At 65.8% G+C, this 18,947-nt stretch carries 20 protein-coding genes; 9 read left to right on the top strand and 11 right to left on the bottom strand.

Going from position 1 to position 18,947, the window contains the following annotated elements; all coding sequences use genetic code 11:
- Positions 1-53: 53 nt before the first annotated feature.
- Positions 54-1,373, bottom strand: coding sequence for an Asp-tRNA(Asn)/Glu-tRNA(Gln) amidotransferase subunit GatA (gene gatA / locus NDI89_RS13830; RefSeq protein ID WP_277522191.1), 1,320 nt, complete (start codon positions 1,371-1,373; stop codon positions 54-56).
- A 2-nt stretch (positions 1,374-1,375) separates the two neighbouring features.
- Positions 1,376-1,654, bottom strand: coding sequence for an Asp-tRNA(Asn)/Glu-tRNA(Gln) amidotransferase subunit GatC (gene gatC / locus NDI89_RS13825; RefSeq protein ID WP_277522190.1), 279 nt, complete (start codon positions 1,652-1,654; stop codon positions 1,376-1,378).
- Between the two features lie 196 nt (positions 1,655-1,850).
- Between gatC and NDI89_RS13820 the strand changes: the two genes are divergently transcribed.
- Positions 1,851-2,840: a transcription initiation factor IIB gene (locus tag NDI89_RS13820; RefSeq protein ID WP_277522189.1), complete on the top strand. Its 990-nt coding sequence runs from the start codon at positions 1,851-1,853 to the stop codon at positions 2,838-2,840.
- Positions 2,841-2,980: 140 nt separating this feature from the next.
- Positions 2,981-3,106 carry a hypothetical protein gene (locus NDI89_RS13815; RefSeq protein ID WP_277522188.1) on the top strand — a complete coding sequence of 42 codons (126 nt, stop codon included), beginning with the start codon at positions 2,981-2,983 and terminating at the stop codon, positions 3,104-3,106.
- Between the two features lie 186 nt (positions 3,107-3,292).
- Here the strand turns inward: NDI89_RS13815 and nirK are convergent, their stop codons facing one another.
- Positions 3,293-4,381: a copper-containing nitrite reductase gene (gene nirK, locus NDI89_RS13810; protein ID WP_277522187.1), complete on the bottom strand. Its 1,089-nt coding sequence runs from the start codon at positions 4,379-4,381 to the stop codon at positions 3,293-3,295.
- Positions 4,382-4,614: 233 nt separating this feature from the next.
- Between nirK and NDI89_RS13805 the strand changes: the two genes are divergently transcribed.
- From NDI89_RS13805 to NDI89_RS13795, 3 genes are all read left to right on the top strand, one after another.
- Positions 4,615-5,532 carry an alpha/beta fold hydrolase gene (locus NDI89_RS13805; RefSeq protein ID WP_277522186.1) on the top strand — a complete coding sequence of 306 codons (918 nt, stop codon included), beginning with the start codon at positions 4,615-4,617 and terminating at the stop codon, positions 5,530-5,532.
- 181 nt (positions 5,533-5,713) lie between these two features.
- Positions 5,714-8,215, top strand: a complete 2,502-nt coding sequence (locus NDI89_RS13800; protein WP_277522185.1) for a heavy metal translocating P-type ATPase — start codon at positions 5,714-5,716, stop codon at positions 8,213-8,215.
- Positions 8,216-8,355: 140 nt separating this feature from the next.
- Positions 8,356-8,511: a hypothetical protein gene (locus tag NDI89_RS13795; protein WP_277522184.1), complete on the top strand. Its 156-nt coding sequence runs from the start codon at positions 8,356-8,358 to the stop codon at positions 8,509-8,511.
- Between the two features lie 277 nt (positions 8,512-8,788).
- On the opposite strand, the gene NDI89_RS13790 is transcribed toward NDI89_RS13795, so the two are convergent.
- The 8 genes from NDI89_RS13790 to NDI89_RS13755 all read right to left on the bottom strand — a co-directional run bounded on the left by NDI89_RS13790 (position 8,789) and on the right by NDI89_RS13755 (position 14,539).
- On the bottom strand, positions 8,789-9,511 hold the full coding sequence (locus tag NDI89_RS13790) for an aldo-keto reductase family protein (protein WP_277522183.1): 723 nt from the start codon (positions 9,509-9,511) through the stop codon (positions 8,789-8,791).
- Between the two features lie 29 nt (positions 9,512-9,540).
- Positions 9,541-11,283: a cytochrome c oxidase subunit I gene (locus tag NDI89_RS13785; RefSeq protein ID WP_277522182.1), complete on the bottom strand. Its 1,743-nt coding sequence runs from the start codon at positions 11,281-11,283 to the stop codon at positions 9,541-9,543.
- Positions 11,284-11,285: 2 nt separating this feature from the next.
- Positions 11,286-11,828, bottom strand: a complete 543-nt coding sequence (locus NDI89_RS13780; RefSeq protein ID WP_277522181.1) for a cupredoxin domain-containing protein — start codon at positions 11,826-11,828, stop codon at positions 11,286-11,288.
- A gap of 4 nt (positions 11,829-11,832) precedes the next feature.
- Positions 11,833-11,982 (bottom strand): hypothetical protein, encoded by a 150-nt coding sequence (locus NDI89_RS13775; RefSeq protein WP_277522180.1) that lies wholly within the window; start codon positions 11,980-11,982, stop codon positions 11,833-11,835.
- A 115-nt stretch (positions 11,983-12,097) separates the two neighbouring features.
- Entirely contained in the window at positions 12,098-13,555 is a 1,458-nt protein-coding gene (gene cyoE, locus NDI89_RS13770; RefSeq protein ID WP_277522179.1) for a heme o synthase, read from the bottom strand.
- 90 nt (positions 13,556-13,645) lie between these two features.
- Entirely contained in the window at positions 13,646-13,909 is a 264-nt protein-coding gene (locus tag NDI89_RS13765; protein ID WP_277522178.1) for a DUF2249 domain-containing protein, read from the bottom strand.
- Positions 13,910-14,008: 99 nt separating this feature from the next.
- Positions 14,009-14,242 (bottom strand): DUF2249 domain-containing protein, encoded by a 234-nt coding sequence (locus NDI89_RS13760; RefSeq protein ID WP_226006435.1) that lies wholly within the window; start codon positions 14,240-14,242, stop codon positions 14,009-14,011.
- 69 nt (positions 14,243-14,311) lie between these two features.
- Positions 14,312-14,539 (bottom strand): DUF2249 domain-containing protein, encoded by a 228-nt coding sequence (locus NDI89_RS13755; protein ID WP_277522177.1) that lies wholly within the window; start codon positions 14,537-14,539, stop codon positions 14,312-14,314.
- Between the two features lie 135 nt (positions 14,540-14,674).
- Here NDI89_RS13755 and NDI89_RS13750 point away from each other — a divergent pair, with 135 nt between their 5' ends.
- The 4 genes from NDI89_RS13750 to NDI89_RS13735 all read left to right on the top strand — a co-directional run bounded on the left by NDI89_RS13750 (position 14,675) and on the right by NDI89_RS13735 (position 18,903).
- A complete protein-coding gene (locus NDI89_RS13750) occupies positions 14,675-15,349 on the top strand; it encodes a helix-turn-helix domain-containing protein (protein ID WP_277522176.1) in 675 nt (224 codons plus the stop codon).
- Between the two features lie 232 nt (positions 15,350-15,581).
- Positions 15,582-17,246: a 4Fe-4S ferredoxin N-terminal domain-containing protein gene (locus tag NDI89_RS13745; protein ID WP_277522175.1), complete on the top strand. Its 1,665-nt coding sequence runs from the start codon at positions 15,582-15,584 to the stop codon at positions 17,244-17,246.
- Positions 17,243-18,595: an NrfD/PsrC family molybdoenzyme membrane anchor subunit gene (nrfD, locus tag NDI89_RS13740; RefSeq protein ID WP_277522174.1), complete on the top strand. Its 1,353-nt coding sequence runs from the start codon at positions 17,243-17,245 to the stop codon at positions 18,593-18,595. Before NDI89_RS13745 ends, nrfD begins: the two co-directional genes overlap by 4 nt.
- Positions 18,592-18,903 (top strand): hypothetical protein, encoded by a 312-nt coding sequence (locus tag NDI89_RS13735; RefSeq protein WP_277522173.1) that lies wholly within the window; start codon positions 18,592-18,594, stop codon positions 18,901-18,903. The genes nrfD and NDI89_RS13735 overlap by 4 nt, the downstream gene beginning before the upstream one ends.
- Positions 18,904-18,947 lie beyond the last annotated feature (44 nt).

Raw genomic sequence — 18,947 nt, 5'->3', positions numbered from 1 at the left:
CCCAACGAGTCGCGTTGCCGCCATCGGTATCGACCCCGTCTCCCGTCGGTCCGTCAGGCGAGCGCGCTCGCGGCGCGGATCAACCGTTCCTCGCCGAAGGCGGGGCCGACGAGCTGGAGGCCGACGGGGAGCCCGTCGGTCTCGCCCGCCGGGACCGAGATCGCCGGCAGATCCGCGAGGTTGACCGGCACCGTGTTCGCGTCGGCGAGGTACAACTTGAGCGGGTCGTCAAGACTCTCACCGAGTTCGAACGGCGGGACGGGCATGGTCGGCGACGCGAGCACGTCGGCCTCCGACAGCGCCTCGTCGAAGTCCTGCTTGACCCACGCTCGAGCGTCCTGAGCCTTCTTGTAGTACTTGTCGTGGTAGCCCGCCGAGAGCGCGTAGGTCCCGAGCAGGATCCGGCGCTTGACCTCGTCGCCGAAGCCCTCCTCGCGGGCTTTCGCGAAGGTCTCGTTCCAGTTGCCGTCGTAGCCCCCCGAGTGACCGTACCGGACCCCGTCGAACCGCGCGAGGTTCGAGGAAGCCTCCGACATCGCGATCACGTAATAGGCCTCGACCGCGTGCTCGACGGAGGGGAGGGAGACCTCGTGGTACTCGGCACCGCGGTCTTCGAGCTCGCCGATGGCGTCCCAGAACGTCTCGACGACGCCCTCGTCGGCCCCCTCGAGGAGCTCCGTGGGAACGCCGATCGAGAGTCCGTCGACGTCGCCCGTCGCGGCGGCGGCGTAGCTCGAGTCGTCGCCCTCACTACGAGTCTCGCGGGTGCTGCCCGCTCGACTATCCGAGGCGCGTGGCGCCTCGCGAGTCGTCGCATCCCGTTCGTCACTCCCGGCGATCACGTCGAGCAGCGCCGCGGCGTCCTCGACGGTCTCGCCGAAGGGGCCGATCTGCTCCAAGCTGTTGCCGTAGGCGACGAGGCCGTAGCGCGAGACCAGACCGTACGTGGGCTTGATGCCGACGACGCCGCAGAACGCGGCGGGACAGCGGACGGAGCCGCCGGTGTCGGATCCCAGCGCGAGATCGGCTTCGCCGGCGGCGACGGCGGCCGCGGACCCACCTGAGGACCCGCCCGGGACGTGACCCGGTGCGGCGGGGTTGTCCGTCTCGCCGAAGTACGACGTTTCGGTGGTCGTCCCCATCCCGAACTCGTCCATGTTGGCCTTGCCGACGATCGTCGCGCCGGCGTTTTTCAGCCGAGAGACGACCGTCGCGTCGTAGGGCGGGACGTAGTCCTCGAGCATCTTCGACCCGCAGGTCGTTCGAACGCCCTCGGTCGAGATGTTGTCCTTGACCGCGACGGTCCGCCCGGCGAGGGGGCCGTCGTCGGCTCCCTCAATCTGCTCTTCGGTGATGAAAATGTTGTCCGACATGGTTACGAGACGTTCGGTCCTTTGAAGTAGCCGTCCTCGGTCTCCGGCGCGTTCCGAAGGGCCTCCTCGCTCTCGAGGGAGGCGCGTTCCTCGTCCGGCCGCATTACGTTCGCGAGCTCGGCGTCGCGATCGACTTCCGGCACCTCGTCTAGGGTCTCGAAGTACTCGAGGATGGCCGCGAACTGCTCGGTGAACCGGTCGACCTCGTCGTCGTCGAGGTCGACGCGGGCCAGATCCGCGACGTGGCGGACCTCATCGGGACTGACGGCGTCGTCGCTCATACGTGTTCGCACCGGCCTCCGGAGAGTAAGGGTTTCGATACCGGTGGCGCATCGACGGGTCGGTCTTCCGCCCCGATCGGTCGTCCTCGTCTTCCGTTCGGTACTCCCAGTCGGGACCCCAGCGTTTAAGTGACAGCAATCCGTTACGATAGGATGAGCGACCGTTTTCCAGCGACAGGTTCCCGATCCGGCGACCATGACTGATACTCCCATACGAACGCAGACTGACGAGCGAGACCAGACCGAGCCCGAGGCGGAACGCGTAGCGTCGGCCGAAGCCACGCAGGAGCGAGAAGCGTGTCCCGAGTGCGGTGGTCGACTCGTCGCCGACGACGAACACGCCGAAACGGTCTGTACTGACTGCGGGCTGGTCGTCGACGAAGACGAGATCGATCGCGGCCCCGAGTGGCGCGCGTTCGACGCCGCCGAGAAGGACGAGAAGTCCCGCGTCGGCGCACCGACGACGAACATGATGCACGACCAGGGGCTGTCGACGAACATCGGCTGGCAGGACAAGGACGCCTACGGGAAGTCCCTGAGTTCCCGCCAGCGCGAGAAGATGCAGCGCCTGCGAACGTGGAACGAACGGTTCCGGACTCGCAACTCCAAAGAGCGCAACCTCAAGCAGGCGCTGGGCGAAATCGATCGGATGGCCTCCGCCCTCGGCCTCCCCGACACGGTCCGCGAAACCGCCAGCGTCGTGTACCGACGCGCGCTCGAGGAGGACTTGCTCCCGGGCCGCTCCATCGAAGGCGTCGCGACCGCCGCGTTGTACGCCGCCGCCCGTCAGGCCGGGACACCGCGGAGCCTGGACGAAATTTCGGCCGTCTCACGCGTCGGCAAGGACGAAGTCGCCCGCACGTACCGCTACGTCGTCCGCGAACTCGGCCTCGAGATCCAGCCGGCCGATCCGGAGAGCTACGTGCCCCGCTTCGCCAGCGAACTCGAGCTCTCCGACGAGACCGAACTGCGCGCTCGCGGGCTGCTATCGACGGCCAAAGAGAAGGGTATTCACAGCGGCAAGTCTCCCGTCGGCCTCGCCGCGGCCGCAGTGTACGCCGCGGCGCTCCTGACCAACGAACAGGTCACGCAAAACGCCGTCGGCGAGGTCGCCAACATCTCCGAGGTGACGATCCGGAACCGGTATCACGAACTGCTCGAGGCCGAGGACGGGGCGACGGTCTGACTCGCTCGTCGAACCGCCCGCCGGATCGCCCGTTCAATAGCCGATTACCGACTCGTAATTCAGTACTACCGGAACCGCCGTTCGCACGCGGTCGATTTAATCGATCTATACTCAAGGACGATTCCCTCGAGTCGTCTCGTATGCACTGCGATAACTGTGACGCCGATGAGGTCGCATACACGTTAACGACCTACGTCGAACCGGCGGGACAGGATCACGTCCGGCTTCACTTCTGTTCGACCGACTGTCTCCGCGTCTGGACGTGACGGCGCGCAGCGGTCGGTGGTGAATCAGTCGATCGACGAGCCGCGAACCGGTTCGCTCTGTAGTCGATGCCGTCAGCGAACGGGCCGTTCGGCTCTTGTCGAGCGGGTTCGTGTAGAACAAGTCGTACGCTACTTACCGCGGGGGATTTCGAACGAGAAAGCGAGTCCTCGGTCGGCCGATCCCGCTCACGGGTCCTCGTCGTAGAGGTCTTCGGTGGGTTCGCCCTCGACGTCGACGACGCCGAGTGCGCCCCGGCGGGCGGCGCGCGTCAGCGCGTGGTCGACGATCTTGACCGGGCCGGGGACGGGGAACTCCATCTCGCCGGCGGTGGTCGTCCCGGGGGCGACGGGTGCGGTCTCGATGTTCAGGTCGGGTTCGCTCAGGAGGTCGCCGTCGCGGTAGTAGCGGCTCCAGACGTTCCCGATGGGGTGGAGCGAGCTCAGCAGGTTCGGCCCGCCGTTGGCGAAGTACACCCGGGCGGTTTCGCCGGTCTCGGCTTCCATCGGCCCGACGCCGTCCTCGGTGAAGCCGTAGGCCTGGCCGTTGAACACGACGTACGTGGGCGACTCGTCGAGCATGGCGTCGAAGTCGAAGCTGTGGTGGCCCTTCTCGCCGACGTCGCCGTCGGTGTAGATCTCGTGCTGGCCGAGGTAGTACTCGTGGTCGACCTCGGGGAGGCCCTCTTCGGGCTCGACGAGGATCGAGCCGAACATGCCGCTGCTGATGTGCTGGTCCATGTTCGGAATCGCACAGTGGTAGATGAACACCCCCGCGTAATCAGCGGTGAAGCTGATCTCAGTGGGGTCGTCGCCGGGCGCGATCGTCGTCGCGTCGGCCCCGCCGCCGGGGCCGTAGACCGCGTGGAAGTCCATGTTGTGCGCGGCCGCGTTCAGGTCCTCGGGCACCTCGAACGTGAGGTTCACCCGGTCGCCCCGCCGCACGCGGATCATCGGCCCCGGCACCTGCCCCTCGAAGGTCATGTACTCGAACGTGACCCCCGGCTCGATCTCGGCCGTCTGCCGAACCGTCTCGATCGTGATGTCGTGTTCGCGGGGCTCGTTCCAGTCGACCGGCGCTGGAATATCGGTCGGGTCCCGCGCGATCCGGTCGACGTCGACCGCCTTCGCTTCCGGCAGTCCCTCCTCACCCGCCGGCTCCTCGGTTTCCGCGCTGTTCCCCTGCGTGTCGCCACCGAGACAGCCGGCCACCGCCACCGCGCCGGTCGCCCCGATCGCCTGCACCACCTGCCGCCGGTTGAATTGGGTTTCAGTCATGGTCCTATCTATAGATAACGGTGGACGTATGATCAAATATAGCGATGGTTCTCGGGAGATAGTAATCGGATCGGCCGATCCCGCTATATCGTGGGCAGTTAAGTACCCGCTCGCAGCTCATCGTGATCGAAGCGGGTTCTGATCACCGTCGCCAGCTCGTTGCCGACCGTAGCTCAGTTTCCTGCACGAGGTCGTTCACAATCGGTATGTCGTCTCGCGGTCCAATCCGAAATATGAGACCGGACCCGCGAGCGACGGACGCTGGTTCCGACCCCGGGGCGCCCCTTCCGTCGGTCGAGCTGGACTCATCCCGACGAACCGTCAACGATGTCGAGTTACACGTCGTCGCTGCCGGCGACGAAACCGACCCGCTGGTCGTCTTGCTCCACGGCTTCCCCGAGTTCTGGTACGCCTGGCGGGCCCAGATTCGGCCACTCGTCGAGGCCGGGTACCGCGTACTGGTCCCCGACCTGCGCGGCTACAACCTGAGCGAGAAACTCGAGGGGGTGAAATCGTACCGGGTCCGGGAATCCGCTCGGGACGTCGTCGACCTGCTCGCGACGGAGAACCGTGACGTCGCACACGTCGTCGGACACGACTGGGGTGGCATGGTCGCCTGGGACCTCGGGCTCCGACACCCGGAGGTGGTCGATCGCCTCGCCGTCGTCAACGCCCCGCACCCGACCGCCTATCTCCAGCAGGCCGCCGCGAATCCCGAGCAACTGTCCCGGAGCCTGTACGCCGTCTTCTTTCAGCTTCCGTGGCTACCCGAGCGCGTCTTGCAGTACGACGAGTACCGCATCCTCGAGCGAGGCCTCCGCGGAACGGCTGCACCGGGGACGTTTCCCGACGACGAGTTGGCTCGCTATCGTCGCGCCTGGAGTCGGGACGGGGCGCTCACCGGAATGCTCAACTGGTACCGGGCGGCAGTTCGGTATCCGCCGATCCCGCGATCCGAGCGGGTCGATGTCCCGACGCTCATCGTCTGGGGAGGAGACGACACCGCACTCGTCCCCGCGCTGGCCGTCGACAGCGCGGACCGGTGTGAGGAGAGTCGACTCGAGCTACTGCCGGAGACGAGCCACTGGGTGCCACGCGAAGCACCGACTCGGTTGACGTCGTCGCTCCTCGAGCACATCGACCGGGAGTGACGGCGTCGTATCCGAATCCTGAATCGAGGTGCGGGCCGCCGCTTGCGACCCGAAGTGATCGAGGACGTCACTGGCGATCGACCCGTCAGTGAATCCGGATTGACTCCGTCGACCGAGCATAGCACCCCGAACGGGTTCGGGGGTAGGGCTACCCGCCGCGTGGACGACTATCGATCGTGGAATGAGTTCCTGCTCGCTCTGTGGGCTCCCGATCCCCGACCGACCGGTGACGGCGGCGGACGTCGAGGGAACCTTCTGTTGTCGCGGCTGTCTCGAGGTGAGCGCGAGCCTCGCGGACGTCGACGACGTAGACCGGGAAGCGGTCGTCGACCGTGCGACGGAGCGGGGCGACCGCGAGGTGCCCGACGGGAGCGAGGAAACGTTTCTCGCGGTCGAGGGGATGCACTGTTCGACCTGCGAGGGATTCCTGTCACAGCTCGGCGAACGGGAGTCCGGAATCCGGACGGTCGAGGCGAGTTACGCGACCGACACTGCTCGCGTCGTCTACGACCCGAATCGGCTAGACGAGGCGGATCTCCCCGAGGTACTCTCCGGATACGGCTACGAGGCCCGGTTTCGCGACGGCGACGGGGGGACCGCCCGCGCCGACGAGGAACTGGTCCAGCGCCTGCTGGCCGGCGGGTTCCTGGCGATGCTCGTCATGCCCTGGTACCTGTTCTACCTCTACCCGAGCTACGTCGGGATCGAGACGGGAATTCTGACCGTCGACGCGACCTCACCCGTCGGCGTCTACTTGCCGATGGCGATGATCGGGGCGTTGACGAGCGGCGTGTTGTTCTACACCGGCTATCCGGTCCTGCGGGGGGCGTACGTCAGTCTGCGAGTCAGACGGCCGAACATGGACCTGCTGATCGCGATCGCGGCCGTCTCGGCGTACGCGTACAGCACCGTTGCGCTGGCGATGGGGAGTACGCACCTCTACTACGACGTGACCGTCGCCGTGATTCTGATCGTCTCGCTCGGAACATACTACGAGCGCCGGGTCAAGCGCCGGGCGACCGACCTGCTCGCCGACGTCACCGCCGCACGGGTTCGCGAGGCGACCCGCCGAACGTCGGCGGGGACCGAAACGGTTCCGGTCGATCGGCTGGCCGCGGGCGACGAAGTTCTCGTCCGACCCGGCGAACGCGTTCCGATCGACGGCGCGGTCCTCGAGGGGACGGCGGCCGTCGACGAATCCGTCCTCACCGGCGAGTCGCTGCCGGTCACGAAGCGACCGGGTGATCGGGTCGTCGGCGGGTCGATCGTGACCGACAGCGCGCTCGTCCTCGCGGTCGGCGAGGACGCCGAGAGCACGCTCGACCACATCGCGACGCTCATGTGGGAGATTCAGAGCGCGACGCCGGGCGTCCAGCGACTGGCGGACAGACTCGCGACGATCTTCGTTCCGTTCGTGCTGACGCTGGCGCTCGTCGTGACGGGCTGGCGTCTCGCCACGGGAACGGCCGTGGGAGACGCGGTACTCACGGGGCTGACGGTGCTCGTGGTCTCCTGTCCCTGTGCGATGGGGCTGGCGACGCCGCTGGCGGTCGCCTCGGGCCTTCGCGACGCCCTGGAGCGCGGGATCGTCATCGCGAACGCGACGGTGTTCGAGTCGGCGCCGACCGTCGAGACGATCGTTTTCGACAAGACGGGCACGCTGACGGCGGGCGAGATGACGGTCCTCGAGGTCCACGGGGACGAGGAGGCGCTCGATCTCGCCGCGGCCGTCGAGCGACGTTCGGAGCACCCCGTCGCCGATGCCATCGTCGCCCGCGCTGCGGCCGAGAGAGGGGACGAAGCAGCGACGAGTACTGATAGGCGCGTCGCGTCCGACGGCGGCCGCCTCGAGTCGGAGACGGACGACGGTCCGAACGCTGACATCGAGGTGCGCGACTTCGAACGCCATCCCGGCGAGGGCGTCAGCGCGACGGTCGAGCGCGAGGGGGCAGCGCCGTCCGCCGTCGGGTCGGATCACGGCGACGAGGCGCGAAGCGGTGATCGGGTCGTCGTCGGCACGCCGGGGCTCGTCGAGCGGCTGATCGGTCCGGTGCCGGCCGCGCTCGAGGCGGCCATCGACGACGCTCGAGACCGGGGTCGACTCCCCGCGGTCGTCGGTTACGACGGCCGGGCGAGGGCCGTCGTCGTCGTCGGCGATCGAACGCGGACCGAGTGGCGCGACGTCCTCGAGTCGTTCGCCGACCGCGAGGTCGTCGTGCTGACGGGCGACGACGCGGCCGGGACCGAGACGTTTCGCGACCATCCGGCGGTCGATCGCGTCTTCGCGGGCGTCCCGCCGGACGGCAAAGTCGAGACCGTCCGGCGACTCTCCGGCGAGGGCGTGACCGCGATGGTCGGCGACGGGACGAACGACGCGCCCGCGCTGGCCGCGGCGGACGTCGGGATCGCGCTCGGTGACGGGACCGCCCGCGCGACCGACGCCGCCGACGCGGTCGTCACCTCGAGCGATCTCCGCGCCGTCCGTTCGGTGTTCGATCTCGCGGACGGCACCCGGCGGCGCATCCGCGAGAACGTCTGCTGGGCGCTGCTGTACAACGCCGTCGCGATCCCGCTCGCCGCGGCGGGGTTGATCAATCCGCTCTTCGCAGCCGTTGCGATGGCAGTCAGTAGCGCCATCGTCGTCGTCAACTCCTCGCGGGCGGTACTCGACGACGACCGGTGAACCCGCGTGGGTGGCGATTCGTCTCATCGCCGCGGCCGGTGGGTTCGAATATCGCCTCGTGAGGGCGCAGTGGAGTCAATTCCGCGTCTGAGGTGTGCTTCATCCCATGTACTTATTGGTGGATAATGCTAACAACATGCATGGATCGGAGACGGTTCCTCGCGTCGTCTGCGGCCCTCACCTCGGTCGTACTCGCCGGCTGTGGCGGCCCGGAGGACGATCCCGACGATGGGGGCGGCGGTGGCGGATACGCGCTCGACGAGTCGGCGCAGTCGGAGCCTCGAGACGGCACGTGAATGCTGAGCCGACTGTGCCTCCCGCGGTTCCCTCGAAACCCGATGAGTGCTCGGAGAGGTCGCCGGAACCCGTTCGGTTCTCTCGATGCCCTGCGACTCGAATCTCGCTGTGCGGACTTCGTACCCGGCGACTTCGACCGTTCACTTGGATGTCCTGCGACTATGGGGCCGACAGCCACACAGTACCGTCGCTCGAGGGACGAACGATCGAAGGAAAGGTCGACCGAACGCGCCCGATACTCGAGCGGTGAGCACGCACCGGCTACCGGGATCGAGCTTACGCCTCCGGCACTGACGCCACGGACCGACGGTACCGTCGCAGGGTGTCGTCGTCCTCGTCGCGGAGTTCGACGACGAACTCCTTCTGGCCGACCACCTCCTCGAGTTCGTCCTCGCGGAACGTGAACTCGAACGGCGGCTCCTCGACGCGCGTGACCTGGCTGTTCCCGCTGAGTACGACGACGCTGTCGATCCCTTCGGACTCGGAGAGCTCACAGGAGACGACGCCGTCCGACCGGGTACAGGAGAGGTCTGGATTGACGTCCGGGCCCGAATCGCTCTCGAGTGACGACTGGAAATCGAGCAGCATGGGTGAGATGGGAGCCGTCCCGAGGATCAGAACGATGGCCAGAAAGACGGAGAGGTTGAGCTTCGAGCCGTTCCGGGCGATCGCCCGCACCACCGGGTGCTCGGCAGTCCGTCGGAGCCGGATCACGAGCGGGACGATCAGAGCGTGGGTCAACGGCCCCCAGAGGATGAGGACGAACCCGTAGGCCCTCGTGTACTCGAGGATCGTCCAGTCGATTCCGTAGGAGAGGACGAGACTCGAGGCGGACCAGCAGAAGAACCCGAAGAAGAGCAGTCCGGCGCTCTTGAACAGCCGCCAGATCGGCGTGTTCGCGTAGTAGACGCTCAGCAAGTCCCGCCATGCCCGCCTGATGACGCGCTTCACGGACTCGAGGGGCGATGCGGTCGTGTCGGCGTCGGAGTGTGATGGCATGGGTAGTGATCAGCGAAACGGAGGGTCGATCAGGCGCCGATCGACCAGAGCTGGGTCAGTAGATACCAGTTCAGCAGATAGGTGATCGCGAACGCGGCGAGGAAGACCAGACAGAGGACGAACGTGCCCCGCATTTCGTAGGCGTGGACGGGATCGTCGGGGTCCTGAGCCATCCCGAGGCCGCCGTCAGCGACGAGATCCGCGTTGTCCCCGTTTTCGACCCGGTCGCCGAAGACGAGCGAGCCGACCGCCACGAGGACGAAGAGGACCCCGCCCGCGATCGCGAGGAGGGCGAAGATCCCGAAGATCGCGAACAGCGGTGCCGCGGCCGAGAGGCTGAACTCGGTGCCGGGGATGTTCTCGACGACCTCGGCGGTTCGGCGCGGGACGCCGTAGAGAATGCCGACGTACATCATCATCAGGACGGCAATGCCCATCGCAGCCGAGTAGAAGAACGGCTGGATCGACGCGAGCCGTTCGGAGATGTACTGGCGCATGAACATCGTTCGGATCACGAAGAAGATCAGGCCCATGAACGCGACCGTCGTGCCGAGGACGACCGTGGCGTGGAAGTGGCCGACCGTGGCGAACGTGTTGTGCCAGGTCATATTGAGCTGGAGTTGTCCCATCATGACGCCCGTGATTCCGCCGAGGAATCCGAAGAGGATGATCGAGAAGATCGTCGACGAGAACACCGGGTTCGACCAGGGGGCGGACGTCAGCCAGCCGAAGAGGCCACCACCTTTCCCGCGCTTGCGACGCCCGGCCTCGATCCCCGCCGGGATGGCGAAGGCGTGGATCAGACTCGCGAACGTCGCCCCGTAGAACGCGTAGGACGTGTTCCAGAGCCGCCAGCCGGTCGACACCGCGGGATCGGACAGCAGGTGGTGTGCCGCCCCGAGGTTGATGAAGAACAGGTAGAGAATGAAGGCCGTCCGCGAGACTTTCTCGCTGACGACCTCCGCGCCGGCGACGACGTGGGTCAGGAAGTACCAGACCGCGATCATCGCCACGAGGTTGATCTGCTGAGTCCCGTGACCGATGATCCAGTACATCTGGCGGTACCAGGCCGCGTCCCACCACTCGATCAGCTCGAGTCGCCAGAACAGGGTGGGGACGAAGGCGAACAGGCCGCCGACCAGCGCCTCGACGGCGATGATCGACGTGACGAACGCGGCGAAGCTGACGAGCGGGAGCGTCTTCTTCGGATTCTCGCGCTTCTCGTACCACATCGTCGCGAAGAAGGGCAGCGCCGCGACGACGGTGCCCAAGATGAAGACGATCGCACCGGCGTAGAACAGCGGTGAGACGGGCATCGGCACGTAGGCGGTCAACAGCGGTGCCTCGTTAGGCGGTTCGGTGGTCCAGATGGCGTAGTTGACCAGCACGGCGCCCCCCACCATGACGGCCCATCCCGCCTTCGCGACCGTCGTGATCGGGAGCCGTCTGCCGAGCACCATCGGGCCGCCGACGTAGAGGATGGCGATCTCCATGAACACCATCCAGAAGATCAGCAGGTTCCACGCGTGCATGCTGAGGTGCGTGTAGAAGTCGGCGGGCTCGAGCAACCCGACCACTTCCCAGCGGGTCATCGCGACGGTAAAGGCGAAGATACCGCCGAACAGCAGGGCGACGACCGCCGTGAGGCCGAACAGTTTGACGTAGTTGTCGACGGAGCGGTGGACCTCGAGTCCAGTCACGGAACAGGTCCGGAAGCCGTCGTCGCGATACTCGTTGTCGAACAGGCCGAGGACGTCGAGCGCGTGTGCCATCGTTATCCCTCCTCCACGACGATCGTGCCGTGCATGCTCCTGTGGCCCTGCCCGCAGAACTCGTTACAGATGATGTGGTAGGTTCCGGGTTCGTCGAAGGTCATCGGGACGACCCACTCGTAGCCCGGCAGCACCTGCAGGTTGATCTGTTTGCTGAGGGCGTCCTCCGGTCGGAGGGAGAAGCCGTGCTGAACGTCGAAGGAGTTCAGGTGAATGTCGTACTCCGTCCCCGTCTCGAGCACGACCGGCGCGCCGTCCCACTGGAAGCGCATCGCCTGCAGGTACACGTCTCGGTCCGGCGGGACGAGCCCGTCGTCGGTCTCGGTCGCCCGGTCCTTGTAGTCGGTCAGCTTCTCGCGGTAGTCCTCGGCGTCGATCCGGAACGTCTCGCCGATGGGATTCTGGTCGCCCACGCGCGTCCAGGCGCTCATCCAGCCGAAGAGAATGAGCGACCAGCCGACCCCGAGGCCGAGCCAGATGGACTCGCGTCTGTTGACCGGCTGATCCCACCAGTTTCCGTCCGGGGGTTTGATCGGTGACGTCATGGAATCACCCCAGTGGAACCGAGAACACGTCTACCCAGCCCCACGCGACGTACGACAGGGCGAAGAACGCCAGCGCTGCCGCCGCGAGTACCCAGATGCGGTCGTACAATCGTTGCATCACCGGCGCCGATTCGCTCGAGGGTGGTTCGGCCATCGTTTCGTTCGGCCGGAACTCGTTTTGATATCTGCATATCCGTTGTCCCGCACATATTCCCCCGAGAACGTGGATCGCGTCGGCTCGAGTGGAACGTCGTGGTTCGCCGGCCGGGTCAGGCGGCGACGAGAAGCGTCTCGAGGACGATCGCGAGGAGGATCGCTCCGAGGTAGTAGTTCGAGACGTAGAACGAGCGGAGCGCGACCTCGTCGGTCGGCGTGCGGTACTGGCGGATCACCGACCGCAGGAAGACGCTACCCAGCGCGATGGATGTGACCGCGTAGACCCATCCCAGCCCGGCGATCCACCCGAGAACGCTCGCGGCCAGCAACGTCGCGCCCAGGTAGAACGCGACGTGTCGACGCGCCGCCGGGACGCCTTCGACGACGGGGTACATCGGAAAACCGCCGCGCGCGTAATCCTCCCGGAACGCGATCGCGAGGCTGTAGAAGTGCGCGGGCGTCCACAGGAAGATCACCGCTGCGAGGGCGAGCGCGGGCGCGCCGACGGTTCCGGTGACGGCGGCCCACCCGATAACTGCGGGGAGTGCCCCGGCGCCGCCGCCGAGAACCGTGTTCCAGGCGGTGTTGGGTTTCAACAGGACCGTGTAGAGGACGGCGTAGTAGACGATCGCCGCGAAGGTGAGCGCCGCCGCCAGCGCGTTCACCCACGTCACGAGCACGATCGTCGACGTCGCCGCGAGAGCGAGCCCGAATACGAGGGCGTTCCGAGCCGGGACGAGATCGTGGACCAGCGGCCGGTCGTTCGTTCGGTTCATCCGCCGATCGCGGTCGCGCTCGTAAACGTGATTGAACGTTCCGCTCGCGCCGATGGCGAGGACGCCGCCGGCGAGGGTCGCGATCGCGGTCGTCGGCTCGAGCGGCGCGCCGGTGAGCGTCGCCAGCCCCATCCCCGCGAGTGCGACGAGACAGAGCAGCCACATCAACCGCGGTTTGGTGAGCGTCAGGTACGCACCGGCCGTCCGCCGGAGACGGGAGACGGACCCGGTCGCTCGCTCGCTCGAGGTCGCCGTCTCCCCGATATCGTCGTCGCTGGCCGCCGAAACCCGTTCCGACTGTTCTCCCGAGCTCGAGGCCGGTCCGTTCACACTCGGAGCCGTCTCCTCGCGTGGGTGATCATCGAGCGTTCGAACGAGCGCGAGGAGCAGGCAGGCGAAGATGAGCATCGCGAGTGCGAGGTGAACCGTCCTCGCGATGGCAGGGCTCCCGACGACGATCGCGGCGCCGAGCGCGATCTGGACGGGAAAGAGGACGACGACACAGCCGACGAGCCGGGCCGCGCGGCGACCGACCGCGGCTTTCCTGACGGCGAGCCCCGACGCGGCGACGAGGACGCCGGTGACGAGGGCCGCGAGACGGTGGCCCCAGAAGAGCAGGACCTCGCCGGAGAGCGTGAGGTGTGCCGGATCGGACGAACACCCGAGGAACGTCGAACACGTCGGTGCGCTATCGGTCGTCGAGACCGCGGTCCCGAGTGCGACGAGGACGTATGCCGCGACGGTCGTCGTTGCAAGGAGGTCCGCGAACCGTCGTCGGTCTGTGATATCTATCATCTGTCGGAGATCGCTCCATTCGCGGCTACCCTGCGAACTGGCGGTTCGGGGCGACGAGCCGCTGATCGGATCGGCAGACTGGAATCGGCGCTAGTCACGCCAGATGACGGTCACGACGTCGTCGTCGCGTTCGATCGTCTCGTAGCGATAGCCCCGGTCGTCCAGCTTCGGGAACAGAAACTGGGGAACGCGATCGTTGCGCTGGACCAGCACCGTCTCGTCGGGCAGGTCGACGAGCAACTCGAGGGTCTGCTGGAGGGGGTTCGGCGGCCCGAGCGATCGCACGTCGAGGGTCTCCCGCGGCCGATCGCGCGGTGCATCGGTTCGGTCGACGACGGTGGTGAGTGATGACATACGTGCTGATTCGGCTCCGCGGTAGCTATCTCTCGCCCCGTACGTGTTCGGTCGAAGTCCGCCCGTGCGAGACGCGACAGGGCGTACTCATCCCTGACGCTACGCGTCTACTTTCGGGAACGTCGCGACGAACTCGTCGGGCGCGACCTGTTCGACTTCGTACCCGTCAGCGTCGAAGCTCTCCACCTCGGCCTCGAACTCGTAGAACAGCGGCTTGGGTTCGTGGTCGTTGACGATCGTCAGCGACTCGCCCGGCTCGAGGGCGTCGAACTCGTCGTGGATCTTCGGATGGCGGTTCACCGGCGGAATGTCCCTGACGTCGAGTCGTGTCATGCGATTCGTAGTCGGAGCGAGCCCCGCATCGGCTTTTGTGCGAACATGTTCGCAGATAGGATCCGGTCGTTACGCGTGTTCGATGAGCACGTGCCAGACACCGCCGTCGCGTTCCTCGCTCTCGTGGACGAACCCTCGGTCGTCGAGCACTTCGTAGAGGGGTTCCGGCTCGAACGGGGCGATCAATCGCAGTCGGTGATCCGGCTCGAGGTCCGCCAGTGCGGCCACGATGTCGTCGAACGGGGGACCGTCGATCTCTCTGACGTCCAGCGTTCGTTCGGTGGATTCGGTTGCCATCGAATCCGTCTTCGATTCACGATCGATTGGACGTTCGGGCGAACGTGTTCGCGACTCTCCGTCTTCCCATCGGTTGGGAAATTGCCGAACATATTCGTAACCACCCGTATATAGTTCCGACCGGAACACGTTCGTATGGCCCAAGCAACCCTGTCCCTCACGATGCCGGAAGAGGTCTGGATCCAACAGATATCGACGGACTACCCGGAGGCGACCTTTCGGGTCCTCGCGGCCGTCCCCGGGTCCGAGTCCGGCTTCGCCCTCGTTCGGATCGCCGGTCCGGTCGTCCCCGAAGTGGTGGACGCGATGAACGACCACCCCCAGCTCACCGAAATCACGCTCGCCCAGTGGAGCGACAACGAAGCGACGGTCCACTTCGAGACGACGGCACCGCTCCTGCTGTTCTCCTCCCGAGAGTCGGGGATGCCGATCGAACTCCCCGTCGAGATTCAGGACGGCGAGGCGTCGATCGAGGTCACGGGCTCCCGAGAGCGACTCGCCGAACTCGCCGAACAACTCGAGCACTTCGGCCTGCAGTACCGGATCGAACACGTCCGCGAGCGGCTCCACGAGAGCCAACTCCTCTCGGAGCGCCAGCTCGAGGTGGTCGCCGCGGCCGTCGACGAGGGGTACTACGATACCCCGCGACGGTCCTCGCTGACCGAACTGGCCGACCACCTGGATATCGCCAAGTCGACCTGTAGCGAGACGCTTCACCGCGCCGAGGAAGCGATCATCAAGCGATTCGTCGAGGATCTCCCGAGCCTCGACGGCGAAGAGGCCCTCGAGGAGGAGCTCGCGCACACTTAAATCAGGGCCGTCGAAACGGGACCGGCGACCGGACGGCATCGACCCGCAGCATCCTATTTGTACGTACGAACATATTCGTCTCGATTCTCACGAAGTGGAAATCGACTCAGTACTTCATCCGAGTACGGTTGTGAGACGGGGAATGAGGACACACAAATGAACGATTTCAAGTGCATGCCGTCCAGTACCTCCGGCATGACACCAGCGTCATATACAGAGGTGTTCTGATCTAATGAGCACGGACGATGAATCATTCCACCCGCTCGGGGACGAGTGGGAGGACGAACTCGAGACGATGCTCGACGATACCGAGTACGACAGCGATCTCGGTATGGAAATGGCCCAGGACGCGATGCGGGTCACGAAGGGCGAGCTCTCCGAAGCCGAATTCCACGAACGCCATCACGAGGCCGTGATGGAGGAGTTCGGCGAGGACGAGCGCCCGACGAAGGAGGCCTACGAGGCGGCACAGGAGGAGGCGAGCGGAACCGTCTCCAACATGCTCGGAGCCTTCGACGGCGACGGGGACGAGACCCGTCGCGAGACGATGAAGAAGATGGGCGTCGGCGCGGCGGCCGTCGGGCTCGGTGCCTTCGGGACCGCCAGCGACGGACCCGAAGAGAGCCTCGCAGCAGGAGACGGCCCCCGGCAGGAGACCACCGAAGAAAGCCCCACGGATACGCAGTGGGGGATGACGATCGACCTCGAGCGCTGTGACGGCTGTCTGACCTGCATGACGGCCTGTACCCAGGAGAACAGCCTCGACGACGGGGTCAACTGGATGTACGTCATGGCCTGGGAGGACGAAAACAACGACTCCCCCGAGGGCGGAAACGGGCTGAGCGAATCCGGCGCGTACACCGACTTCAACATGGGGAGCGAGTTCAACATGCTGGTGCGACCGTGTCAGCACTGTACGGACGCCCCCTGCGAAAAGGTCTGTCCGACGACGGCCCGTCACACCCGCGACAAGGACGGCCTCGTCCTGACCGACTACGACGTCTGTATCGGCTGTCGGTACTGTCAGGTCGCCTGTCCCTACGGCGTCAACTACTTCCAGTGGGACGAGCCCAGCACGGACTACAGCGACCTCGACGAGAGCCACACGATGGGCGACTACGAGTACGGCGAGCGCTGGGTCGACAGCCGCGCCCCTCGCGGCGTGATGAGCAAGTGTACGATGTGTCCGTCCCGGCAGGACGGGACGCAGGGCGAAGAGAAGGTCGGGACGTCGGCGTGTGAGGACGCTTGTCCCCCGGGTGCGATCCAGTTCGGAAACGTCAATGACGAGAAGAGCGATCCCTACCAGCACCGCGAACACCCGACCAAGAGCCGCGCAGTCGTTCATCTGACGAACAGCATCGAGAGCTCCAAGTCCGCACCGTCGCCGGACGACATCGACAGCGCCCTCAGCGAGGGCGACGACGTCGAGACCGCGATCGAGAAGATCGACGGCCTCAGCGATAACTCGTCGTTCACCGAGGACCAGCTGGCGATCATGAAGGCCATCGACATCCTCAGCGAGGGGCTCGAGCCCGGCGACGAGGAGAACAACAGCATTCTCAGGAACGAACAGAATATCCTCGCCTCCGTCGAGGCGATTCAGCAGTACGTCGACCTCGAGAGCGACGAGGCCCTCGAGGCGCTGCAACTCGGCGACGGGAGCGAACAGGAGGCGAAGTTCCGACTCCACCAGTACACGGGCAAACCGAGCTCGTTCCAGCTGCTCGAGGACATCGGAACGAACCCGAACGTCACCTACCTCGGCCAGGAGCCCGGACCGGAGGCCCAGCAGGTCGACGGACCGACCTCCCCCGAGGACGTGGGTCTCGTCGACGAGCGACAGGAGGTCCTCGATAACGAGACCGTCGGCGGCGTCGACGGGGTGTCGCTATGAGCACGAAGGAGCCGACCGAGGCGGACATCCTCCGCCCGATCAACACGCTCACGACGAAGTACTTCGCCCTGTACGGGGCAGCGGCACTGGGACTCGTCGCGTTCCTCATCGCCTGGGCCTACCAGCTTCAGCAAGGGCTGATCGTGACGGGCCTCGGCGACTGGGGGAGCGGCGGCGGCTCGACGTGGGGACTGTACATCGGCGCGTTCATCTGGTGGGTCGGCGTCGCACACGGCGGCATCATCCTCTCGGCCGCCGTCCGCCTGCTCGGCATGGACCGGTACATGCCGGTCGCCCGGCTCGCGGAGATGACCACGATCGGTGGCCTCTCCGCCGCCGGTTTCTACATCCTGGTCCACATGGGTCGTCCGGACCGGATGGTCACGAGCGTCATCGGCCACTACCACATCACGGTCAACAACTCGCCGCTGGTGTGGGACGTCACCGTCATCACGGCCTACTTCGTGCTGTCGGCGACCTATCTCGGCCTGACGCTGCGCTACGACGTCAACCGGCTGCGCGACGATCTGCCGGACATGTTCGAGCCGGTCTACAAGATCATGACGATCGGCTACACGGAGAAGGAAGATCAGGTCATCCAGCGGATGGTCTGGTGGCTCGCCGCTGCGGTCATCATCATGGCCCCGCTCTTGCTCCACGGTGGCGTCATCCCGTGGCTGTTCGCGCTCCTGCCGGCGATGCCCGGCTGGACCGGCGCGATTCAGGGGCCGATGTTCCTGAGCATCGCGCTGATGTCGGCGATCAGCGGCATCATGATCATCTCCTACGCGTTCCGTCGCGCCTACGACTGGGACCACATCATCACCGACGACATCTTCCGCGGGCTGTTGCTGTGGCTCGGGTTCTTCACCCTGCTGTTCCTCTGGTTCCAGCTCCAGACGATCATCAACGGCGTCTTCCTCGGCCCGACCAACAAGGCGATCGCGATCGAGGCGAAGATCGGCCACCCGGTCTACCAGGTTGCGATGACGATGATCTTCGGCACGCTCGTGTACATCTTCCTACAGGGGATCCGTCCGGCCCTGTTCAACAAGAAGCGAGCGCTCATCGCCAGCGGCATCATCCTCACCGGGACCCTGACCGAGAAGATCCTGTTCGTCGTCGAAGGCTTCCTGCACCCGACGTTCGACATCTACGCCAACACGCCCGGGACGTACTTCCCGAGCGCGATCGAGTGGCTCTCGCTCGTCGGGACGGTCGGCCTGGTTGCACTTTTATTCCTCAACCTCTCGAAGCTCGTCCCGGTGGTCGAACTCCACGCGATCGAACACCTGCGCGGCGACCACGAGCACAGTGAGGAAGCGACCGAACCGGAGGTGGAAGCATGAGTACATCACTGACAACCGTTCCGCTGGAACTGCTCTATCACGGGTACGACGGTACCGGCGGCTTCACCGGCTTCCCCAACGAGGGGACCTGGATCATCTTCGCGGTCATCCTGGTTCCGGTCTACATCATGCTCGCGGCGTGGTTCCTCGGTGAACCCCGCGACACGAAGTCCGGACTGCTCGGCGTGGGCTACCTCGTCGGTCTGACGACGTCGATGTGGGTCGGGATGTTCATCCTGACCGTCCTGATCGGCATCGTCTTCTACGGCGGCCCACCGGAGCCGTTCAGCGCCGTCGGCCCGCCGTAACCGAATCCGTATCGTTTCCGACCACCGCTTCATTTTTCGCGACG

The organism is Natrinema salsiterrestre, from assembly GCF_029502005.1.
In the GTDB taxonomy this organism is placed as follows: domain Archaea; phylum Halobacteriota; class Halobacteria; order Halobacteriales; family Natrialbaceae; genus Natrinema; species Natrinema salsiterrestre.
Note: the sequence above shows the minus strand (reverse complement) of the source record. Positions and strands in the feature narration are given on the sequence as shown.

Excerpts from the sequence above, each read along its gene's own strand:
- NDI89_RS13765 (WP_277522178.1), bottom strand. The coding sequence starts at position 13,909 with ATGTCATCACTCACCACCGTCGTCGACCGAACCGATGCACCGCGCGAT.
- NDI89_RS13780 (WP_277522181.1), bottom strand. The coding sequence starts at position 11,828 with ATGACGTCACCGATCAAACCCCCGGACGGAAACTGGTGGGATCAGCCG.
- nrfD (WP_277522174.1), top strand. The coding sequence starts at position 17,243 with ATGAGCACGAAGGAGCCGACCGAGGCGGACATCCTCCGCCCGATCAAC.
- NDI89_RS13750 (WP_277522176.1), top strand. The coding sequence starts at position 14,675 with ATGGCCCAAGCAACCCTGTCCCTCACGATGCCGGAAGAGGTCTGGATC.
- NDI89_RS13815 (WP_277522188.1), top strand. The coding sequence starts at position 2,981 with ATGCACTGCGATAACTGTGACGCCGATGAGGTCGCATACACGTTAACG.
- NDI89_RS13795 (WP_277522184.1), top strand. The coding sequence starts at position 8,356 with ATGGATCGGAGACGGTTCCTCGCGTCGTCTGCGGCCCTCACCTCGGTC.
- NDI89_RS13790 (WP_277522183.1), bottom strand. The coding sequence starts at position 9,511 with ATGCCATCACACTCCGACGCCGACACGACCGCATCGCCCCTCGAGTCC.
- NDI89_RS13785 (WP_277522182.1), bottom strand. The coding sequence starts at position 11,283 with ATGGCACACGCGCTCGACGTCCTCGGCCTGTTCGACAACGAGTATCGC.
- gatA (WP_277522191.1), bottom strand. The coding sequence starts at position 1,373 with ATGTCGGACAACATTTTCATCACCGAAGAGCAGATTGAGGGAGCCGAC.
- gatC (WP_277522190.1), bottom strand. The coding sequence starts at position 1,654 with ATGAGCGACGACGCCGTCAGTCCCGATGAGGTCCGCCACGTCGCGGAT.
- NDI89_RS13805 (WP_277522186.1), top strand. The coding sequence starts at position 4,615 with ATGAGACCGGACCCGCGAGCGACGGACGCTGGTTCCGACCCCGGGGCG.
- cyoE (WP_277522179.1), bottom strand. The coding sequence starts at position 13,555 with ATGATAGATATCACAGACCGACGACGGTTCGCGGACCTCCTTGCAACG.
- NDI89_RS13775 (WP_277522180.1), bottom strand. The coding sequence starts at position 11,982 with ATGGCCGAACCACCCTCGAGCGAATCGGCGCCGGTGATGCAACGATTG.
- NDI89_RS13800 (WP_277522185.1), top strand. The coding sequence starts at position 5,714 with ATGAGTTCCTGCTCGCTCTGTGGGCTCCCGATCCCCGACCGACCGGTG.
- nirK (WP_277522187.1), bottom strand. The coding sequence starts at position 4,381 with ATGACTGAAACCCAATTCAACCGGCGGCAGGTGGTGCAGGCGATCGGG.
- NDI89_RS13735 (WP_277522173.1), top strand. The coding sequence starts at position 18,592 with ATGAGTACATCACTGACAACCGTTCCGCTGGAACTGCTCTATCACGGG.
- NDI89_RS13755 (WP_277522177.1), bottom strand. The coding sequence starts at position 14,539 with ATGGCAACCGAATCCACCGAACGAACGCTGGACGTCAGAGAGATCGAC.
- NDI89_RS13760 (WP_226006435.1), bottom strand. The coding sequence starts at position 14,242 with ATGACACGACTCGACGTCAGGGACATTCCGCCGGTGAACCGCCATCCG.
- NDI89_RS13745 (WP_277522175.1), top strand. The coding sequence starts at position 15,582 with ATGAGCACGGACGATGAATCATTCCACCCGCTCGGGGACGAGTGGGAG.
- NDI89_RS13820 (WP_277522189.1), top strand. The coding sequence starts at position 1,851 with ATGACTGATACTCCCATACGAACGCAGACTGACGAGCGAGACCAGACC.